Source organism: Sphingobacterium sp. CZ-UAM (assembly GCF_002000245.1).
In the GTDB taxonomy this organism is placed as follows: Bacteria; Bacteroidota; Bacteroidia; order Sphingobacteriales; family Sphingobacteriaceae; genus Sphingobacterium.
Map to the genome: position 1 here is coordinate 1,107,099 of NZ_MTCM01000001.1, position 19,751 is coordinate 1,126,849.

Sequence of the window (19,751 nt, forward strand, 5' to 3'; positions counted from 1 at the left end):
AAGGATTAGAATGTAAGTTGAATACCCATAAAATACTCTCTTGAATTTGGGAAGCTGAGTCCCCATGGCGTTTGTCCATCGATGCCCCGGCTCAGGTTGGAGCGGGTATCGCCCGACCCCACTTCGGGATCATAACCCGAGTACTTGGTAAAGGTCAGTAGGTTTTTTGCGCCAACATAAAACCGCAAACGGTCGATCTTCCAGCGTTCGAGCCTCTGCCCAGAAAAACTGTAACCAATGTTGAGGACTTTGAGCCGCAGATAAGAACCATCCTCCACAAACCTGTTGGACGCCCTTAAATTTTGATTTGGATCGCCGAGCACAGCCCGTGGAATATTGGTGTCTGTATTTTTGGGATAGACGGTCGTTTCACCGGATACCGGATTTTTGAAGACAAGTTCTTCCGCGCGGTAGCGGTCCAGCGTTGATGCAAAATTATTGTAGTAATGGTACATCCCCTCACCCCAATAGCGGCTATTGTTGTAGATATCGTTTCCTTGGCTTCCCTGCCAGATCATCGACAGGTCAAAGGTACCGATCGTACTGTTGTAGTTGACATCCGCATTGAAACCGTAGCTAAAATCAGGTATTGGACTTCCCAGAAAGTCCTTATCTTGATCATTTAAGACCTTGTCCCCATTTCGGTCATTGAAGCGCACATCCCCCAGTACTGCATTTGGTGCAAAAGCCTTATCGGCATCCAACTGTGCTTGACTGGTATATAAGCCGTCGGTGGTATAGCCCCAAAATTCCCCTATCGAGCGGCCGACGGCGGTCCTTGTGACATTTTCCCCGCCAGGCGAGATCGTTCCCCACAGAATCTCATTGTTGTTGCCCAGGCTCAGCACCCGGTTTTTCACAAAGGAAATATTGGCACCGATATGATAGCCAAAATTACCGACCTGATCTTTGTAGGATGCCAGGATATCCCAGCCCCGGTTTCGTATGCTGCCGGCATTCAATACAGGGAAGTTGTTGCCATAGCCTGCAGTGAACGAAATGGGGACATTGATCAGCATGTCCTCGGTCTTTTTATTGTAGTAATCGACCGTCAAAGCCAATTTGTGATCAAAGAGTTCCAGATCGAGACCAAGGTCAGTTGAGTACTGACTTTCCCATTTTACATTCGGATTGGAAGGCGTCTGCGGCAGGGCACCTGTCACCATCACATTGTTCAGGTAATACCAGACATGGTCGAAACTAACCGTCCGCTGATATTGATATTGCGCAATATCCGAATTACCCAGAAGCCCATAGCTACCACGGAGTTTCAATTCGCTGATCGCAGGAAATGCTTTCATAAAGGATTCCTGACTGATCCGCCAGCCTGCGGATACCGAAGGAAAATTTCCATAGCGGTATTGATTACTGAAGTTGGCCGATCCATCGCGCCGCATGTTAAAGGTCAACAGGTAGCGATTGTCATAATTATAGTTGACACGGCCCAGCATGGAGTACATGGCCGACTGGCCTACACCCGACCCCACCAGGCGGGAACTTGCCAGGGAAGCCGAATTGAGGATCAAAACATCCGGACTTGGCAAACCCCGGGCACCTGCATTGACCGCATTGTACCGGGACTCTTCCGAGGTGATCCCCGCCAAAGCCGAAATCGCATGTTTACCGAAATTATTTTCATAAGTCAGCGTATTTTCAAATAGCCAGCGGTTATTCTGGCTGCTGGAGATATTGAGTTCATCCGGATTATGGTTCTGATACTGACCGACGGAGTAGTTACCGATATAGCCTTCATTGCGTATGCGGCTAAGGTCTACGCCCATATTAAATTTATAAACCAGTCCTTTGATGATCTCATAGGTAGCCCAGGCATTGCCATTGACCGAAAAGTTGTCATTGACGTTTTTGTTGAGGTATGCATTCGCCAAGGCACTCTGCACGTCCGTTCCATTGCCCGCCCCGGCAAAACCAGTGCTGCTGTTGGCATCATAGAGCGGTAATGTCGAAGACCACTTTTGCGCATCGATGATATTTTTGTCGCTCCAGTTGCGGCGGGTATAACCCAGGGAAAGTGTTTCGCCGATCTTGAGTTTTCCTTTGGTAAAATCAGAGATAAACTGCGCGCCATAGTACTTGTTTTTGTCCTGGATAATAATGGATTTATCTGTAGCATAGATGCCGCTCAGCCTAAAATTGGCATTTTGAGATCCACCGGAGACCGAGAGATTATGCCGTTGGTAATTGCCCGTCTGCAGCAGTTCATCCATCATATTATATCCCTGTCCGATGGCCGATGGTTTGGACAGCGCAGGCAGATAGTCTTTGCGCGAAGGATCTTTATTGTACATTTCCTCATTGATCAATTCGGCCAGCTGCTGTCCATTCAGCAGGGGGACATTGTGGGAAATATTTTTGATGCCGGCGAAAGCATTGTAATCGAGTTTCACATCCCCCGCTTTACCCCGTTTTGTGGTGACCAAAATAACGCCATTGGCTCCGCGGGCACCATAGATGGCGCTGGATGCAGCATCTTTCAATACCTGAATGCTGGCAATATTATTTTCGTCCGGCATAGCGCCGCCGATCATCCCATCCACCACATATAGGGGATCCGTGCCGTTGATGGATCCAACACCACGGATGCGGACGGCGCCATTGGTTACCTGCACCCCGGGTACAGTACTCTGAAGCGTGGCAATTGTTCCGCCGGGGACTTTGACGAGATCTTTGGTATCCACCACGGCAATAGAAGAGGTCAGATCCACCTTCTTCTGCTTACCATAGCCCACCACCACAACCTCATCTACCGCAATTTCCGAAGAGACAAGCGGGATGCTGATTTCTGAAGAATTACCGACTACGTATTCGACATGATTATACCCTACATTGGATACAATAAGGATTTCGCCCGGATTGAGCTTGAGTACAAATTCGCCTTTCTCGTTGGTTGAGGTACTGAGAGTTTTGTTCTTCACTTTGATCGATGCCCCGATAATCGGTTTTCCCTGATCACTTACGATCTTTCCATGAACGACTTTTTCTTGGGCAGACAGTCGTCCAATGGACATTAACATGGAAGCCATTAACAACCACTTCACTTTCCTGTTCCTTTCTTTAGGAAAACAAAAGAAAGAAGACACATAATTTCTGTTCATAATCTTATCTGAGATAAATGTCTTTTGCCCCTGGAGGCGCGTACTTGGTTATTTATTTAAACGAATTGGTTATTACTAGCCTGCTGACTGCGGCAAAAAAATACAAGATGCATCGCTAAAGATTCATTATCCCCTTTCTCGGATCATTCCTAAGAATGCGCTAGCTATTCGCCAATTGGTTATAAAACAAAGCTAGAGGTTTCACAAAAATGACCTTGCAACAAATAATTAAAAGAAGGGTAAAAATGTCTAAAACCCATCAACAACAGATTAATTCCGTTTTTTTTCAATGCAAGTCAGATCCTTCGCCAGATTTAATCCGCAGGAGACCCGTTAATATCCCATCAATAGGCCGGGGCATATTCAGCGATAAATTTGCCCCAAATTCAAGCGCTGTATCTGGGCTGAAAAATAAGAAAATAATAAATGTAAAAAAAACACTTAAAAATAATTCCTTAATGTATATCTTTGGAATACCAGTAGATTAGCTCATCAGAACCAATAACCAAATCGTTGTATATTTTTATTATTCAGCGGATTATATAGCATACATTTAAAATGAAATTAAACAGCCGTCTTTTCCACACGCTCCTTGCTTTGCTCTTTTGTTCCTCTTTATTTGCGCAGGCAGCCAAAACGCTAAATTATTTCGATCTACGGGATGTCCGATTATTACCAAGCCCCTTTTATCATGCCCAACAGCTTGATCTGCAGTATGTATTGGAGATGGAACCGGACCGTCTGCTGGCTCCATTTTTAAGGGAAGCTGGATTAGCAGTTGTCAAACCTTCCTATACCAACTGGGAAAACACAGGCTTGGATGGCCATATCGGTGGTCATTACCTTTCTGCCCTCGCGTATATGTACGCCTCCACCGCTGATCCGCGTATCAAGGAACGGCTGGATTATATGATTGTAAACCTGAAGCGCTGTCAGGATGCAAATGGAAATGGTTATATCGGTGGCGTCCCGGGCGGCAAAGCGATCTGGGAAGAGATTCAAGCCGGAAATATCCAGTCTAGCACGTTTAATTTAAATGGCAAGTGGGTACCGCTTTATAATATTCATAAGACCTATGCTGGCCTACGTGATGTCTACTTGCTTACCGGCAACCAAAGCGCCAAAAATATGCTTATTGCGATGAGCGATTGGGCCTGCAAGCTGGTTTCACAGCTCTCCGACACGCAGATACAGGATATGCTGCGCAGTGAACACGGCGGACTCAATGAAACTTTTGCGGACGTTGCGGCCATAACCCAAAATCCCAAATACCTGGAGCTTGCGCGCAGGTTCTCCCATCAGGCTATCCTGGCTCCCCTAACCCAACATCAGGATAAATTAACGGGTTTACATGCCAATACACAGATCCCGAAAGTTCTTGGTTTCGCCCGGATTGGGGAGCTGTCCAAAGATGCGGATTGGACCGGGGCAGCACGCTACTTTTGGGATAATGTTGTAATACATCGGTCCATTGCCATTGGCGGAAACAGTGTCAGTGAACATTTTAACCCAACAGACGACTTCTCAAAGATGGTTCAGAGCATCGAAGGCCCAGAGACCTGTAACACCTACAATATGCTGCGGCTCACCAAGATGCTGTACCGCACGGATCCACAGGCCAAATACATCGATTTTTACGAAAGGGCATTATACAATCATATTTTGTCCAGCCAGCATCCCGAACATGGGGGCCTTGTTTACTTTACGCAGATCCGTCCGGGACATTATCGCGTCTATTCGCAAGCACAGACGAGCATGTGGTGCTGTGTTGGATCGGGCATGGAGAACCACGCCAAGTATGGCGAAATGATATATGCCCATACAGATGATGAGCTGTACGTCAATCTCTTTGTTCCATCCAGCGTGCACTGGAAACAAAAGGGTGTCGAGATTATCCAGGAGAATAACTTTCCAAAAGAAGCCTTTACTTCGCTTACTGTTCGTTCCAAAATAAAACATGAATTTACACTTTACCTACGTAAGCCTAAGTGGCTGAAAGGTAGGCCTGAAATTTCAATAAACGGGAAAGCCTATCCCATCGTGGATTCCTCGTCGACACATGTTATTATCAAACGGGTATGGAAGCCCGGCGATCGCCTGCGCATGGAGTTGCCGATGGACATTCAGGTTGAACAGCTGCCTGATCAAAGCAACTATTACAGCATATCCTATGGCCCTGTTGTGCTCGCCGCACGTTCGGGAACAAATGATCTGACCGGATTAAAGGCCGACGATAGCCGGATGGGCCATATCGCGTCCGGAAAGCAGGTCCCCTTGCGCGAGATCCCGCTGCTAACAGCCGATCCTGAAGCCATTCCGACGCTGGTCGACCCTATCCCCGGTAAACCCCTGCATTTTACGCTAAGGGGACTTCGTCAGGGGAAAGACAGCCTCAGCATGGAACTTGAACCCTTCTACGGGATTCACGATAGCAGGTATATCCTCTATTGGCCACAGACCACGGCCGTCCAGCTTCAAGAGCTGCAGGATAAGATCGAACGGGATGAGCGCGAAAGCCTTGCCCTCAATGCCATCACGGTGGATAAAGTGATTGCCGGGGAACAGCAGCCTGAATCGGACCATTTCTTTCGCGAAGAAAATAGCCATGCGGGAAGCGTTGACGATACGCGCTGGCGTGAAACCAGCGGCTGGTTCAGTTACCAGCTAAAAAATACCGCTGCCAGCACACTCTATCTAAAATATATGACCGATACAACCCTGCGGACCAGCGAAATCTGGATCAATGGCAGCCTGGTTGAGACCCTAAAGCGCAGCGATAGTCCTGCTGCTGTTAAAACCTTGCGCATCAAGCTTCCTGAGGGGATTAGCGCATTGCCGGCAATAGAAGTAAAAATCAAGGGGACATCAAAGTCCCCCAGTCATAAAATTTTGGAAATCCGGACACTGCGTCCGGATGAATAAGCGCGTTATTTAACGCTATAGGATACCGTGGCCGTTTTTAGCCAGGGTGATGTCAGCCGAATGGTAATCTGGTCACCCGCTTTACCCGTTGATTGTACATACACGATCATTTTGCCTTGATGGACCCGCTGTTTATTGTCCGTATAGTCGCCCATATCCGCATTATTTCCGGCCTCCATACCCAATAAACGCGCATTCCCGGCAATTTCGCAGGTGATTTCATCTTCCGAAAGAACCACGGGAATGCCCTTTTCATCGACAAGCTGCAGCATGAGCTGCAAGAGTCCACCTGCTTGAATCGATGGATCCCCCACAAGCGTCGCCTGGATGGATGCTGGCCGTTGGCTGGATTGGATCGCATGGCGGACAAGTTCTTTTCCATTGCTGTCCAGCCCGATCACTTCCAGCCTACCTGTGGCGTAAGGGATATCCCAAAAGATGATGCCTGTTTTCGCATCGTATTTTTTCTCTTCGCCTACGGTCTGTCCATTCAGTGTTAACCGGGCTGCGGCACTATTGGTATAGCAAACCACGCGGATCTGCTGGCCATCCTGATAATTCCAGATCGGCCAGGCGTCCATCGAGGGGCTTTCATTCTTTCGTTGCTGCTGCTGAGCTTCTGAAGCGGACCACAGATCCGTCGTACCGGTTGCCCCGGCCAGTGGATAAGTGCCCAAATAAGCCATGGGCTTCTCTGCCCACAAAGACTGGCGAAAATATCCCCTGGGTTTGATAAAGCCAGCAAAATCAAGTAAGCCCGAATAAAAACCACGCGAAGGCCAACGGCCCGATTCGCCCAGATAGTCGATCCCTGTCCACAGGAACTGTCCAAATATATGCGCGTTGTCGCGTACAGCCAGCCAGGCCGGAAGATCATGCCGATTTTCACTGCCATAAATGACACGCTTCGGGTAACGCTGGTGATCTTCCTTATACCGGCTTTCGGTATAATTGTATCCCGCAATATCAAGTGCTCCGGGGTAAGCCGTTTCATTAGACATCGCTACACCCGCCAGGCCGGCTGTTACCGCCCGGCTGCGATCGTATTTTTTTACCACAGCAACGAGGCGTTTGGCAATATCCCCCAGACGCATGGCATCCGGTGCATCTTTCTTATAACCGCCATAAGAGGCCTGCGTAAAGCCACCTTCCTTTTTTTCGCCATCCAAGATCGGATGGGAATAGGGATCATTGGGGTAATCCACTTCATTGCCTATGCTCCAGGCAAATATCGACAGGTGGTTCCGGTCCCTTTGGACCATGTCGGCCAAATCCCGTTCCCCCCATTCTTCAAAAAAATCGTAAGCGCCTTCAAAACCCGGTGTGCCGACGTTCCAGCCCTGTAACCACTTGCGCTTCGGAAATTCCCATTCGTCAAATGCTTCATTCATGACCAATAGCCCCAGTTCATCACATAAATTATAAAGTGAGGTCGCCTGTGGATTATGGCTGGTACGCACGGCATTAACACCAAGCGATTTCAGCGTGAGCAGGCGCCGCCGCCACAGCTCAGGATACACCTCGGCACCGAGTACACCGGCATCGTGATGCAAGCAGACGCCTTTCACTTTCATCCATTGGTTGTTTAAGGCAAAGCCTTTATCCGGATCAAAGGTAAAGGTCCTAAAGCCGGTCTTTACTTCGGACTGATCGATCTGCTTACCTTTTTGCCATACTGTCGTCCGCAAGCTGTACTGTATCGGCTGCGTTAAGTTCCATAATTTTGGATTTGATGCTGTCAATTTCAGGTTTAGGCGTGCTTTATCGGATGCAGCGATCGTAAGCTGCCCGGATTTTTTCTCAACAAGCCTACCTTCGGCATCGATGAGCTCCTGTTGCACGGTAACTGCGCTAGGCTGGGACGAACTGTTGACTACCGTAATTTCGGTATTGAGCAGGCCTTTCCCGCTCTTGATTTCCGGATAGGCATATACTCCCCATTGATCCAGATGCACTTGATCGGCCTTGACGAGCCAAACATCCCGGTAGATTCCGGATCCCGTGTACCAGCGCGAATCCGCGCTTTTGCTATGGTCTACCCGAACTGCAATGGTATTTTCCTTTCCGAATTCAATATACGGGCTGATATCGTAGGAAAATGATACATAGCCGTTGGGCCGCTTACCGACTGATTTCCCATTGACAAAGACCTCACTGCGGTTGTAAACACCTTCAAAATAAAGAAAGATCTTCTTTCCCTGATCTTCAGCAGGTATGGACAGCTGTTTCCGATACCAGCCTATACCGCCGGGTAAATATCCCGTTGCGCTGGCGAGGTTTGGACTCAAAGGATATTTTACGCCCCAGTCATGCGGCAGCCTGACGGATTTCCAGGCCTGCTCGTTTAGTGCAGTAGCGTTTTGTGCTGCGCCCTCAGTTTCTAACTGGAACTGCCAGTCTGTATTGATACGCTGGGCAACACCAAAACCCGGCTGGGCGTAAACGGCGCTCAGCCCGGTTAAAATTGATACGGCAAGGACCGCTATATTTTTAATTATTATATTCATGTGATGTAGTCGTTTAGGTTGATCTGATTGTTATTAATGCGTTGGAATGACAGGTAAGATCCGGCCATTCGCGTCGAAATAAAGCCGATCCATGCATACTTCGCGATGGAAACCTGCGGCATCCCCCATCCTGATTCCATTGGGATAACTGAACCGGTGATAGACAATATACCATTCGTCGGTTCCGGGGACCTGCAAGACCGAGTTATGACCCGTACCATAGATTCCTTTTGCCGGATCTTTTTGCAAGATCAGATTATTTTCGGGTATCTGGATTGGCCCATCGGGAGAGGTTGATGTCCCATAGCGAACCCGGTAATTCTCGCTGCGGGTGTCGTCTTCTGACCACAGAAAATAGTATATTCCATTGCGAAAGATCACATAGACCCCTTCGCGAAATGTTTTGTCGGGCGTCAAGACTTTTATTGTATTCTTCTTGATGGAGACCATATCGGTATTTAGTTCAGCAACGGCGAGATAACCGTTGCCCCAATACAAATAACTTTTACCCGACCTGGGGTCATTGAACACCGCGGGGTCAATCTCCTGCCCGCCGCTTACTCCGGGAGGTTTGAAATCGATCAAGGGCCTACCCGAATCCTTGAAGGGCCCCGTTGGCTGATCCGCTACGGCGACACCGATTTTCTGCGCCGCCGTAAAATAGTAGTAATATGTATAGTCGCCTTTAACTTTTTTCTCGGTGATCGTTGGCGCCCATGCATGACGCGGTCCCCAGGGAACCTCTTTTTTAAGGTCCAGGATAACACCCTCATCTTTCCAATGGATCAGATCGGCGGAAGAAAAAGTCTTAAAATAGAAGCCACCCCAGCCATCAAAGCCATCGCTAGTGGGATAGATATAATATCGTTTGGTCTTGTTGGCGTACAGGATGTCGGGGTCTGCATAATAACCGTCCAGAATGGGGTTCTTTTTGAACGCAAATGGTATATCCTTGGGTTTACCCCACTTTGCCGTCAGCCGGATCAGCTCCGCTCGGGAAAGCGGTATGATGGTTCCGTGTCGGGGATGAAAATCCATATCAATCTCTTGGTCGATCACTTTAAAACGATCGAGATCATCGGAAGTACAGAATTGGTATTTTCCTCTACCATACACATCATACATTAGGATATATTGGTCCGACTGGTTTCGCCTGAAAACACTTGATCCCTCCACGGCATCCCTTGTTTGCTGCTTATACCCAGGCTGTTCGATCCATTTTCCCGAAGTCAGGGAGTCCGTCATCGCAAGTTTGATCCCATTGCCATGCCCTTCCGTTTTGTAGAAAAGATAAAAGATTCCGTTCTTCTCGATAATATCGCCATCAATACAGGATTTGCCATTTTTAGGCATGAAGAGCACTTTTGGATCGGTTTCAAAATCGGTAAAATCTTTATTGGCATAGGCATAATAAATGATATCCGGACCATTCCCATGCTGCATGGACCAATAGATCATATATTTCCCTGCTGCTGCATCAAAAATAGTCTGTGGTGCCCATACCCGCTTCAAATCTTCCTGCCCAGTGAACCGCTGCTGGAAATCGATGGCCTGATGCGACCAGTGCAGCAGATCCTGCGATTTTAGCAGGACCATACCGCGATTGGAATCCCAGCCTTTGCTGGAGGTCATATCGGTCAGTACCATATAGAAGGTCTTTCCATCTTCGGCCCGCAGGATATGCGGATCCCGGACACCGCCGGTTTTACTGATGCTCTTCGAATCCAGTACCGGACGGTTACCGTTCAGCGCACGGTAGGTATAGCCATCGGTACTAATGGCAAAACAGACCGCTTCATCGGCCACCGCATTACCCTTAAAATAAGCAAATAAATAGCCGGCAAAATCCTTCTCGCTAGGCCCCTGCCTATATCCCTGCGCGTATGCCGATGCCGCAAAATTCATCAATAAAAATGCTATAACCGTAAATCGCATGTATAAAATAATTTAGTAAAAGGTTGCTTGATCTGACAACGATGCGCTGGTTCCGAGAAAGGTCCCAGCACATCGCGTATGTCTTTTTTTAATTGTTTAACATTAATAACCTGGATTTTGTTCCAGTTGTCCGTTCGAAGACAAAATATCTGCCCGCGGTATCGGGAGCCAATAATGTTTTTCTTCAAACTTGCGGCCCGATAATGCCTCTTTTCGCGTATAGGTAAGCCCATTGCTTCCTTTTGTCACCGTTATTCCGCCGGCTGGCGCATTCTCTGTAATGTTGGCGATTTTCCATCTCCTTACGTCATAAAAACGGTGTTCCTCGAAGGCCAGCTCTATCCGGCGTTCGTAGCGCAACAGTTTTCTAAATTCATCTTTCGATTTTCCAACAGGGATTTCAGGCATTTCTACAGAAGGCCTTGTGCGAACTAAATTTAACGCCTGTCTAGCTGTAAGACGACCACCTGCGGGTAGCATATCCGGACCATAGGCTTCATTAGCCGCCTCCGCAAAATTTAACAGGATCTCAGCATACCGAAAATAATTCCACGGTTGAAATCCTGCATTTCCCCAAGGATTTTCCAGCGGATAGGCATCATTCATAAACTTGCGCAGGTAATAACCTGTTTTCGACGTGTTCCAATTGTCCCTTCCTTCCCTGCTATCCTGTCCGCCCGGTATAAATGTTTCAACCGCACGTCCCCTGTACATCGAACCATTGTGTAGAATTGTCGCATCAAAGCGAGGATCACGGTTTACATAGGGGTTATTGGGATCGTATCCCGAAGCAGTATTTACAGTTCCGTCCTCATTAAAAGGGGCCAGACCATTTTTCATCTGGTACGCATCCACCAGATTCTGGTAAGGCGTATTTCCACCCCAACCCCCATAGCCGTTCGGTCCGTTAGCAATTTCCAAATGTACATGATTGGCATTTTTGGTATAATAACGGGCGAAAATAGTTTCCGGATTCCGGTCGGTCAAAAATAGGGACTGGTACCCGCCTGTGTAGAGGCTATATTTGTTTAGCGAAATCAAGTCTTGGGCTGCCTGAGCGGCAGCAGCCCAGGTACCCGCGTTATAAAGTGGGCTCGCTGCATACAGCAGCAGCCTTGATTTTAGGGCCATTGCGGCAGCCTTCGTCGCCCGGCCGGTAACCCAGCTGTTGTCATTGTTATCCAGCGGCAGTTTTTCAATCGCTTCATCCAATTCTTTTATCACATAATCCATTCCTTCCTGAATAGACTTGCGCTCAAAAAGCCTTGCCGTACTTAAGTCATCTTTCAAACCATACACGGTATCGCCCATCAGGACAACCCGGCCAAAGTTGCGAATGAGGTCGTGATAGCGAAATGCCCTGATAAACTGCAGTTCACCTTCCAGATGCCGTTTATGTGAAGCACTCATCTGAATAGTAGCCAGTACTTTTTTCGCGTAGTTACATTCACGGATACTGCGGTAGCTGCGCGCCCAAAGTGATCCGGCGGCGCCTAAATTTTCAGGCGATAACTGCCCCCGGATAATGAGCCAGGTATTGTCATCATTGGTATACATGGATTCATCCGACAGTGATGACCAAAGGGCATATTCAAATCCACGTCCAAAGCCCGGATTAGTCCCGTCCGCTTCATTTGATATCATCTTTTCGCCGATGTATCTGTTGATAATAAACGCTTCCAATACTGCTGTATCTTTCTCAATTGCTTCTGTCGATATTCTGTCTGTCGCCGTCACATCCAATAGATTTTTGTTGCAGGCGGAGAAGACTGTCAGTCCTAAGCCCAAAGGCACAATATATTTAGTGATAGATTTCATTGCTTAAGTTCCTCTTTAGAATTTTAAATTTGCACCTACATTAATAATACGTTGTTGCGGATAGAATTGACCGCTACCGCTATTCCCTTCCGGATCATAATCCTTCACTTTTGTGAGGGTCAAAAGATTGAATCCGTTGACATAAAACCGAAGTCCGCCCAGTTTCAATCTCGATAAGACCTCATTTGGCAATGTATACCCTATCTCAACATTTTTTAAACGTAAAAAGGAAGCATTATTCAACCAAAAAGTGTTATTGTACAAGCCACCGCTCACCGCCGAAGAGGCACGTTCAGGGACTTTCGGATAGTTTCCGTTCGGATTATTGACCTCATTGAACCGATTGTCGGCCCAGGTACTGTAGAAGTTTCCTACTGTTCCGGACTCCGGAAGCACGTATTGACTTACTTTAGCCTGTCCGGCAAAAAGAACGGAAACATCTATATTTTTATAAGCGGCATTCAAGTTAAAGCCGTAGGTAATCTGGGGAATATTCCCATATTTTGTCCGTATCATATCATCTGCGGTTATCTTGCCATCTTGGTTGTAGTCCTGATAAATCAAATCGCCGACCTGTGCTCCGGGAGCCTGTGGTGCCGCAGCGAGATCTGCTTGGGTCCGGTTTAACCCAATGGCGTTATACAGCAGATAGGTTCCCAGCGGTCTTGATGTCTGACGCTGATAATCCAAGGTACCGCTGGCCTCATCAATGAAGATAATTTTACTTTTAGCAAAGGTAAAATTACCGGATACTCCCCAGCTGAAATCGCCCTGTTGTTGATACGACAATGTTCCTTCAAATCCTTCGCTATTCACCTTGCCGATATTCTCCGAAGGAACCAGCGGTTTGGAGCTGTTCTCTTTGTATGGATTGACAATACCGGAAGTCGCCGGAATAGACGCATTTCTTTCCGTCAGAATATCCGATCTCTTTTGTTGGAAATAAATGGCCTCTATCGTGAAATTCTTGAGAAATTGTGCATTTAATCCTACATCGAGCTTCTTGGACACCTCCCAGGTAATTGCCGGATTTGCCAGTTTTGCCAATTTAACATTGGGCTGTATCTGGCTTTTGTCATTTAGCAGCGCGACCAGACCATTTCCTACCAGGGTATAGTTATCGTAGAATTGGAACCCGTCGACATTATCGTTACCAAGGGTACCATAAGAGGCGCGAAGTTTCAGGTCATCTAAAAATCCGATCTTGTCTGCAAACCAGTCTTCTTTGCTGATACGCCAGCCGGCGGATACGGAAGGGAAATATCCCCATCGTTTGCCTGCGGGAAAAATCGAAGAACCATCAGCCCTGAGCTGTCCTTCAAACAGGTATTTTTCATTATAATTGTACGCTATCCGGCTAATGATACTCTGTCTCGTATAATTGGAACTATAACCTGAATTAAGGTAATCTGTCGCAGCGGATCCACCTTGTGATAATTCAGGCAGCTGGTTGGAGAGATAATTAAAACGCTGCGCGTCAAAATATTCCAAATGCCTTTTACTTTGCTCATAGCCCACAAAAGCATTGATCGCGTGGGCGCCAAAGCTACGTTCAAAATTCAGCTTAATATTGCTTGTAATCAAGGATTCATTGGTATGTGATTCGGTCAATGTGGCCTTATTGTTATTTCCGCCGACAATAGATTCTTCGTAAGTATTTTTTGCCGGGTCATACGCATTCAGCACGTAGGGCACACTGAAGTTTTTGCTAAAATTTGCGGATTTGTCCACCGAAAGAAAACCATCTACGGATAGGCCCTGTACCCAAGGAAGCTGATAGCTTGCTTTGAGTATGCCGTTGAACACCTGTTTGGGATTATCCACAGTACCACCGATATCTGTGGCCATTAAGACCGGATTTGATCCCTCAATGCCCCGAGTCGGCAAGCCATTGGGATAATATGCGCTTACCGTAGGATAGGCTCTATAGATGGAACGAAAAATATCGCCGGCAGATGCGATCGGGAATTTACGGTCTTCCTGTCTTCCCGAAAGAGCCAGTCCGACCTTAAAGCCATCGGTTACATTGGCTTCAAGATTTGTTCTGAAATTATACTGTTTGTATTTGGTGACGCCCTTTTTGTATAAGCCATCCTGATAGACTGAACCCAAAGACATAAAATATCGCACATCCTCGGTCCCGCCAGCCACAGACAGATTGTGCTGACTTTGTATGGCTGCTTTTTTCAGGGTGGCATCTGCCCAATCGGTATTGGGGTATAAAAGTGGATCAGATCCGTCCCTGAATTTTTGAATCTGTTCGGCTGAATAAATCTGGTTCATTCCGCCCGAAGAACTATTTCCATAGGCGATTTCATTTCTTAAAATGGCATAAGTTGCGGCATCAGCCATTTTAGGCAATCGCGTCGGTGAACTGACGCCGAGATTTCCGCTATAGGTGATCGAGGGTTTACCGCTTTTTCCACGTTTGGTCGTGACTAAAATAACCCCATTTGCTGCCCTATTTCCATAAATTGCCGCCGAAGCATCTTTCAGCACCGAAATACTTTCAATATCGTTTGGATCCAGACGCTCCAGTCCGCCTATTTGTCCGGGTACTCCATCGACGACAACCAATACGTCATTACTTCCTGTCGTTGCCTGTCCCCGCACCGTAATCGACGAACCGTCATAACCGGGTTCACCGCTCCGGTTGTTGATTACCACGCCAGAAAATCGTCCAGCGAGGGAATTGGATAAATTAGGCTGCGGGCTTTTCACGATATCTTTGCCCTTCACTTCGGAAATAGAGCCCGTTAAGGTCGCTTTTTTTTGCGTGCCATAACCCACCACCACGACATCTTCCAGCACACGGTCATCTTTTTCAAGCCGGATTGTCAGGTTTGTGGTTTCGTTCAAGGGGACTCTGTAGGTCTTGTAGCCAATGAAGGAGACCACGAGCACGCCTTTTGCGGCATTCAGTTCAAATTTCCCCGATTTGTCTGTTGAAGTCCCCTTCGCCCCGCCTTCCATAATCACAGTTGCACCTGCGATAGGCTCGTTGGCCATATTCAGGACCTGTCCCGAAATTTTCCCCTGGGCGTATAACAATGTTGGCGCAACGCTCAACACCGTATACAAAGAAACAATTTTTAGGTTGTTCATAAATTTCTATACGAATTAAACAGTAAATAATACAATCTGGCCAGAATAGACAGTGAAGATGATAAGCGATGGTTTACATAGGTTACATCAGATGCATTGCTACTTCCTGCGAGATTTATAATTGATTATATGGTCAAACTTAGGGGATTTTAAAGCTCCAGACCGTATACAAATCCGTCAAATACCATATAGTTTTCGGTCAAAAAATGGCTTTTCAGCAAAAATCACCGTGTTTTTCGGCTCATGCCCCCATCCGGTAGCCCGGATCTGGGGCGCTTATACTGTGGAGGTCCTACAGGATATTAGCCCGTGATTAACATCCCTTCGCTCCGGACTTTTGATATTCCGAAGGAAGCTGTCCAAACTCTTCCTTAAAGCATTGCCGAAAGTAAATAGCGCTATTGATTCCGACCATAAAAGAAACTTCGGTCACGTTGTATGTTCCCGAACGCAACAGCTCGGCGGCTTTGTGTATCCGTATTTTACGCACAAGCTGATTGATGTTCTTTCCGGTGATCCCTTTTAGTTTGCGATATAAGGTGGATTGGCTCATATTCATCTTTTCTGCCAGGGTAGCAGCATCCAATACCTCATCCTGCATATGCTGTTCGACGATTGCCATAAAATCCTGAACAAATGCATTTTCACGCCACAACTCATCTTTTTCGGCTTGCCGGTTTTCTACAGAATCCGTTGGTTGGTCCAAGTTGATTTGCTGTAGAACAGCCTTATTCATGGCTTTCTGTTTGCGCAACAGGTTATCAATACGTTTGAGCAATAGGGCTGCGCCGATCGGTTTTGTGAGGTACGAATCGACTCCCAGCTCATAACCCCGCTGCCTGTCCAGGTCCGTATCCTTCGCCGTCAACAGGATTAATGGGATATGGCTTGTTGAACGTTCCGCCTTTAATTTTTCGGCCAGCAGAAAACCATCCATATCGGGCATCATAATATCGCTTATCAGCAGATCGGGGATTCTATTTTGCGCAATTTCCAATCCAACCACTCCATTTTCGGCCAGCAAAACTTCGTAATTTGCGGATAAGGTATCACCCAGATAGCCACGTAAATCCGGATCATCTTCCACCAACAGGATCAATGGACGGCTGACCTCCATCGCGATATCATCAGATTCCGCGATCGATTCCACTATGTTCGGGCTATCGACGTCGACTTTGTTTGCTAAAAAGCGGACCGATACCGTCGTTCCCGCCCCTTCCAGGCTTTTCATCTCGATCTTACCCTGATGGATAGCCGTCAATTCTTTGACCAGGGCCAGGCCTATGCCCGTTCCTTGGATTCCCCGGCCCGGAACCTGATAGAACTTATCGAAAATCCGATCCATTTGATCCGCAGGGATGCCGCGCCCCGTGTCTTCAATGGATAATACCGCCCAATGGCTTAAATTTGATTGTTCGTAGGTGAGGCTCAGCCTAATATGCCCCGAATCCGTATATTTATAGGCGTTGGAAAACAAATTATCTACAATCAACTGTATAATCTCAGCATCAAATAAGGTACGATAATCCGTTTCGGGCAAATCCGCGCATATCTCAACATCTGGTTTGTTATTTAGGGTCCGATACTTATCCACGATATCGCTAAGCATGTCACTCAAGGTCCCCGCTTCAAGTACAAGCGGTTTAAACTGCGATTCGACCTTCCTGAACTCCAGAAGCTGGTTGACCAATGTAAAAAGCCGATTGGCACTTTTCTGAACCGTATGAACCAACCCTTTGTTTCTGGGAGATAATTGCTCATCGTGGGACAAATCGTCGAGCGGCCCCAATATGAGTGTTAAAGGCGTGCGCAGTTCATGCGTGATGTGCGTATAGAAATTCATGCGCTCGCTATGCAACTGTTCATCCTGCAGGTGCTGGCGTTCTTTGAGCCGCAGTTCGGACTCGGCCTTTATTCTTTTGATGTAAAAGAAAATAAGGGTATAAATGACCAGCAAAAAGATCAGAAAATAAGTGATTTTCGCGGGTAGGCTCAGATAAAAAGGCGGTTTGATCTTAATCAGTAAACGTTGATAAGACTGGGACCATTCCCCATTTTTCATGCGTGTGCGAATCAACAGTTCATGATCGCCATAGGGAACATTGCGAAAATCAAGGTTCGTTTCGTTGCCCAGAAAAATCCAGTCGTTATTCAGTCCCTGAAGCCGGTATCCAAACTCGACCAAACCATCCAGCGCATAATCCATGACCGCAAGCTCGATACGAAAGCTATTCTCGTTGTGATCAAGCCTGATCTCATCGGATGATGTAAGGTATTTGTCTTCCTGAGCATTCGATTCACCGGAACGGAATACAATAAAGCGGCTTAACCGGATCGGAGATTTGGGCAGTTTTGAGGGGATTTCATTCGGGTCAAAATAACATATGCCGTCCTGCATTCCAAAATAGAGCTGTCCTGCCAGATCCCGCCCTACACTTCCGTTTATAAAACCGCCCAGAGGCAGGCCGAACGACTGATCGTATTGCAAAAAGCGTTTTTCTTTCGGTAAAAAGCGTAGCATTCCCGACTTGGTTGAACACCAGATATGCCCATTTTGATCTTCCGAAAGGCCATTGACAAACAGCCAGGCGTCATCTCCCGGAGGCATTAACACTGTTAATTCCCCAATTCTGCGTTGCGCTTCCTGCAAAGCTATTCCCTGATTGGTCGCAATCCAGATATTCTTATTTTTATCGCGTAGCAAATGATTGACGGTATTATTGCGCAATCCATTGCCGCTATCCATTTTCCGGATCAGCTGTCGGTTAACATTATACACGTAGAGCCCCTGCCCGTAGGTTCCCACCCAGATATTATCCTGCCCATCCTCGACAAGCGCTCGAGGCGCATAGTCCCCCAGCATCGGATCGTTGATCAGTAATTTCTGTACGCTACGATTGTGCGGGTCATAGATAAACAGGCCTTGGTATGCAGCAATCCAGATGGCACCACGACGATCTTCATAGATCGCGCGAACCTCCGATACGGGTTCACCCAGGTCTATCGTATGCCAAGTGGTGGATCCTGCATAGCAGACTGCAACACCACCTTTTCGTAAACCTAACCAGACATGCTGGTTATGATCCTTGAATGAAGACAATATAAAATCATCAGGGCTACCGTTCTTTTGCGTTATCCATTTGCGTAATCTGCCATTCGTTCCCATTTCTACGATTCCGGAGCCTTCGGTCGTCAGCCAGACGGCGTCGGTATTCCGAACGATAATATTACTCACGGTTGCCAGCTGATCCGGCAATACAGCTCCTGTTGGGAAAACATTAAAAAAAGGTTTGATATGGCTGATCACCCCCACACCACCGCCATATAATGCGAGCCAGACATTCCCAAATTTGTCCGGTGTGATATGCTGAACCATGGCATTATTTCCCTTTCCCAGGTCTAGGAGCTGTATTTGCCGGACTCCTTCGACCCTTTTGTCATATCCATAACCCGGTTGTATAACAAAAAGCTGGGATGATTCTGCGCCTATCCATAGTTTCCCCCCAATTTCTTTAATGGCATAAATAAAGGGTTCACTTCCATTTTTAGACGAGCTAGCCAAAGAGATATGCTTTAAGTGACCACTTGCGCTATGGTAGACGGCAAGCCCTTTCCGGGTGCCGATCCAGATATTCCCATAGGGATCACAAAACAAAACTTTAACCTCGTTATCAGGCAATTCAGCTCTGGAATTTTGGTAAGTCAGCTGTTTTAAAGATCGACGTACCGGATCCAGGATCGTCAATCCTTCTTTGACATGGCCCACATAGAGCATTCCTTTCCGGTCTTCGGCCAAGGACCATATACTGTTTTCCGGAAAACCCGGTAAATTGCTTTTATTGAAGTGCTGAAATTCTTTTGTGACCGGATCGAAATGCTGGATCCCCTGATGGTAAGTCGCCAGCCATAGGCGACCATCACGGGCACGGATCATATCCGTAATATCATTTGTTGCAATGGATTTTGGATCAGCCGGATCATGTACATAATAGCTGAATTTATTTGTCTTTAAATCAAGGACATTCAGGCCATCCGCGCGTGTGCCGATATACAGCTTTTTATCGTCATGCAGCAGCGTATTGATCTCGTTGCTATTGACGGTGTGCCCATCTTTCTTTTTAGAAGCATAATAAGGCTTAAACGACTTGCCTGCAAAGCGGTTTAATCCAAGTTCTGTCGCAACCCACATGAAGCCCTCGTCGTCATGTACAATATCCAGCACCTGCTGGTTTGTCAGACCTTCGGGCAGCGAAAAAAAACGAGCCCGGTCCACCTGTCCAGCTACGGTGAGGCATTGCCCTATTAAGATGAGAACTAGCAACAATTTCTTCATGGGACGACAAAAAAAAGC

General features: G+C 47.1%; 7 protein-coding genes. 1 reads left to right on the top strand and 6 read right to left on the bottom strand.

The window, feature by feature from the left end; all coding sequences use genetic code 11:
- Nucleotides 1–5: 5 nt before the first annotated feature.
- Nucleotides 6–3,113: a SusC/RagA family TonB-linked outer membrane protein gene (locus BWD42_RS04765; protein WP_077433647.1), complete on the bottom strand. Its 3,108-nt coding sequence runs from the start codon at nt 3,111–3,113 to the stop codon at nt 6–8.
- Nucleotides 3,114–3,671: 558 nt separating this feature from the next.
- Between BWD42_RS04765 and BWD42_RS04775 the strand changes: the two genes are divergently transcribed.
- A complete protein-coding gene (locus BWD42_RS04775; protein WP_077433651.1) occupies nt 3,672–6,035 on the top strand; it encodes a glycoside hydrolase family 127 protein in 2,364 nt (787 codons plus the stop codon).
- A 5-nt stretch (nt 6,036–6,040) separates the two neighbouring features.
- On the opposite strand, the gene BWD42_RS04780 is transcribed toward BWD42_RS04775, so the two are convergent.
- From BWD42_RS04780 to BWD42_RS04800, 5 genes are all read right to left on the bottom strand, one after another.
- On the bottom strand, nt 6,041–8,542 hold the full coding sequence (locus BWD42_RS04780; protein WP_077433653.1) for a sugar-binding domain-containing protein: 2,502 nt from the start codon (nt 8,540–8,542) through the stop codon (nt 6,041–6,043).
- 33 nt (nt 8,543–8,575) lie between these two features.
- Nucleotides 8,576–10,477 (bottom strand): family 43 glycosylhydrolase, encoded by a 1,902-nt coding sequence (locus BWD42_RS04785; RefSeq protein ID WP_077433655.1) that lies wholly within the window; start codon nt 10,475–10,477, stop codon nt 8,576–8,578.
- Between the two features lie 102 nt (nt 10,478–10,579).
- Nucleotides 10,580–12,295 (bottom strand): RagB/SusD family nutrient uptake outer membrane protein, encoded by a 1,716-nt coding sequence (locus BWD42_RS04790; RefSeq protein WP_077433657.1) that lies wholly within the window; start codon nt 12,293–12,295, stop codon nt 10,580–10,582.
- Nucleotides 12,296–12,310: 15 nt separating this feature from the next.
- The gene (locus BWD42_RS04795; RefSeq protein WP_077433658.1) at nt 12,311–15,400 is read right to left on the bottom strand and encodes a SusC/RagA family TonB-linked outer membrane protein; all 3,090 of its coding nucleotides are present in this window, start codon (nt 15,398–15,400) and stop codon (nt 12,311–12,313) included.
- Nucleotides 15,401–15,713: 313 nt separating this feature from the next.
- Nucleotides 15,714–19,733: a two-component regulator propeller domain-containing protein gene (locus BWD42_RS04800; RefSeq protein ID WP_077433660.1), complete on the bottom strand. Its 4,020-nt coding sequence runs from the start codon at nt 19,731–19,733 to the stop codon at nt 15,714–15,716.
- Nucleotides 19,734–19,751 lie beyond the last annotated feature (18 nt).

Excerpts from the sequence above, each read along its gene's own strand:
- BWD42_RS04765 (WP_077433647.1), bottom strand. The coding sequence starts at position 3,113 with ATGAACAGAAATTATGTGTCTTCTTTCTTTTGTTTTCCTAAAGAAAGG.
- BWD42_RS04775 (WP_077433651.1), top strand. The coding sequence starts at position 3,672 with ATGAAATTAAACAGCCGTCTTTTCCACACGCTCCTTGCTTTGCTCTTT.
- BWD42_RS04780 (WP_077433653.1), bottom strand. The coding sequence starts at position 8,542 with ATGAATATAATAATTAAAAATATAGCGGTCCTTGCCGTATCAATTTTA.
- BWD42_RS04785 (WP_077433655.1), bottom strand. The coding sequence starts at position 10,477 with ATGCGATTTACGGTTATAGCATTTTTATTGATGAATTTTGCGGCATCG.
- BWD42_RS04790 (WP_077433657.1), bottom strand. The coding sequence starts at position 12,295 with ATGAAATCTATCACTAAATATATTGTGCCTTTGGGCTTAGGACTGACA.
- BWD42_RS04795 (WP_077433658.1), bottom strand. The coding sequence starts at position 15,400 with ATGAACAACCTAAAAATTGTTTCTTTGTATACGGTGTTGAGCGTTGCG.
- BWD42_RS04800 (WP_077433660.1), bottom strand. The coding sequence starts at position 19,733 with ATGAAGAAATTGTTGCTAGTTCTCATCTTAATAGGGCAATGCCTCACC.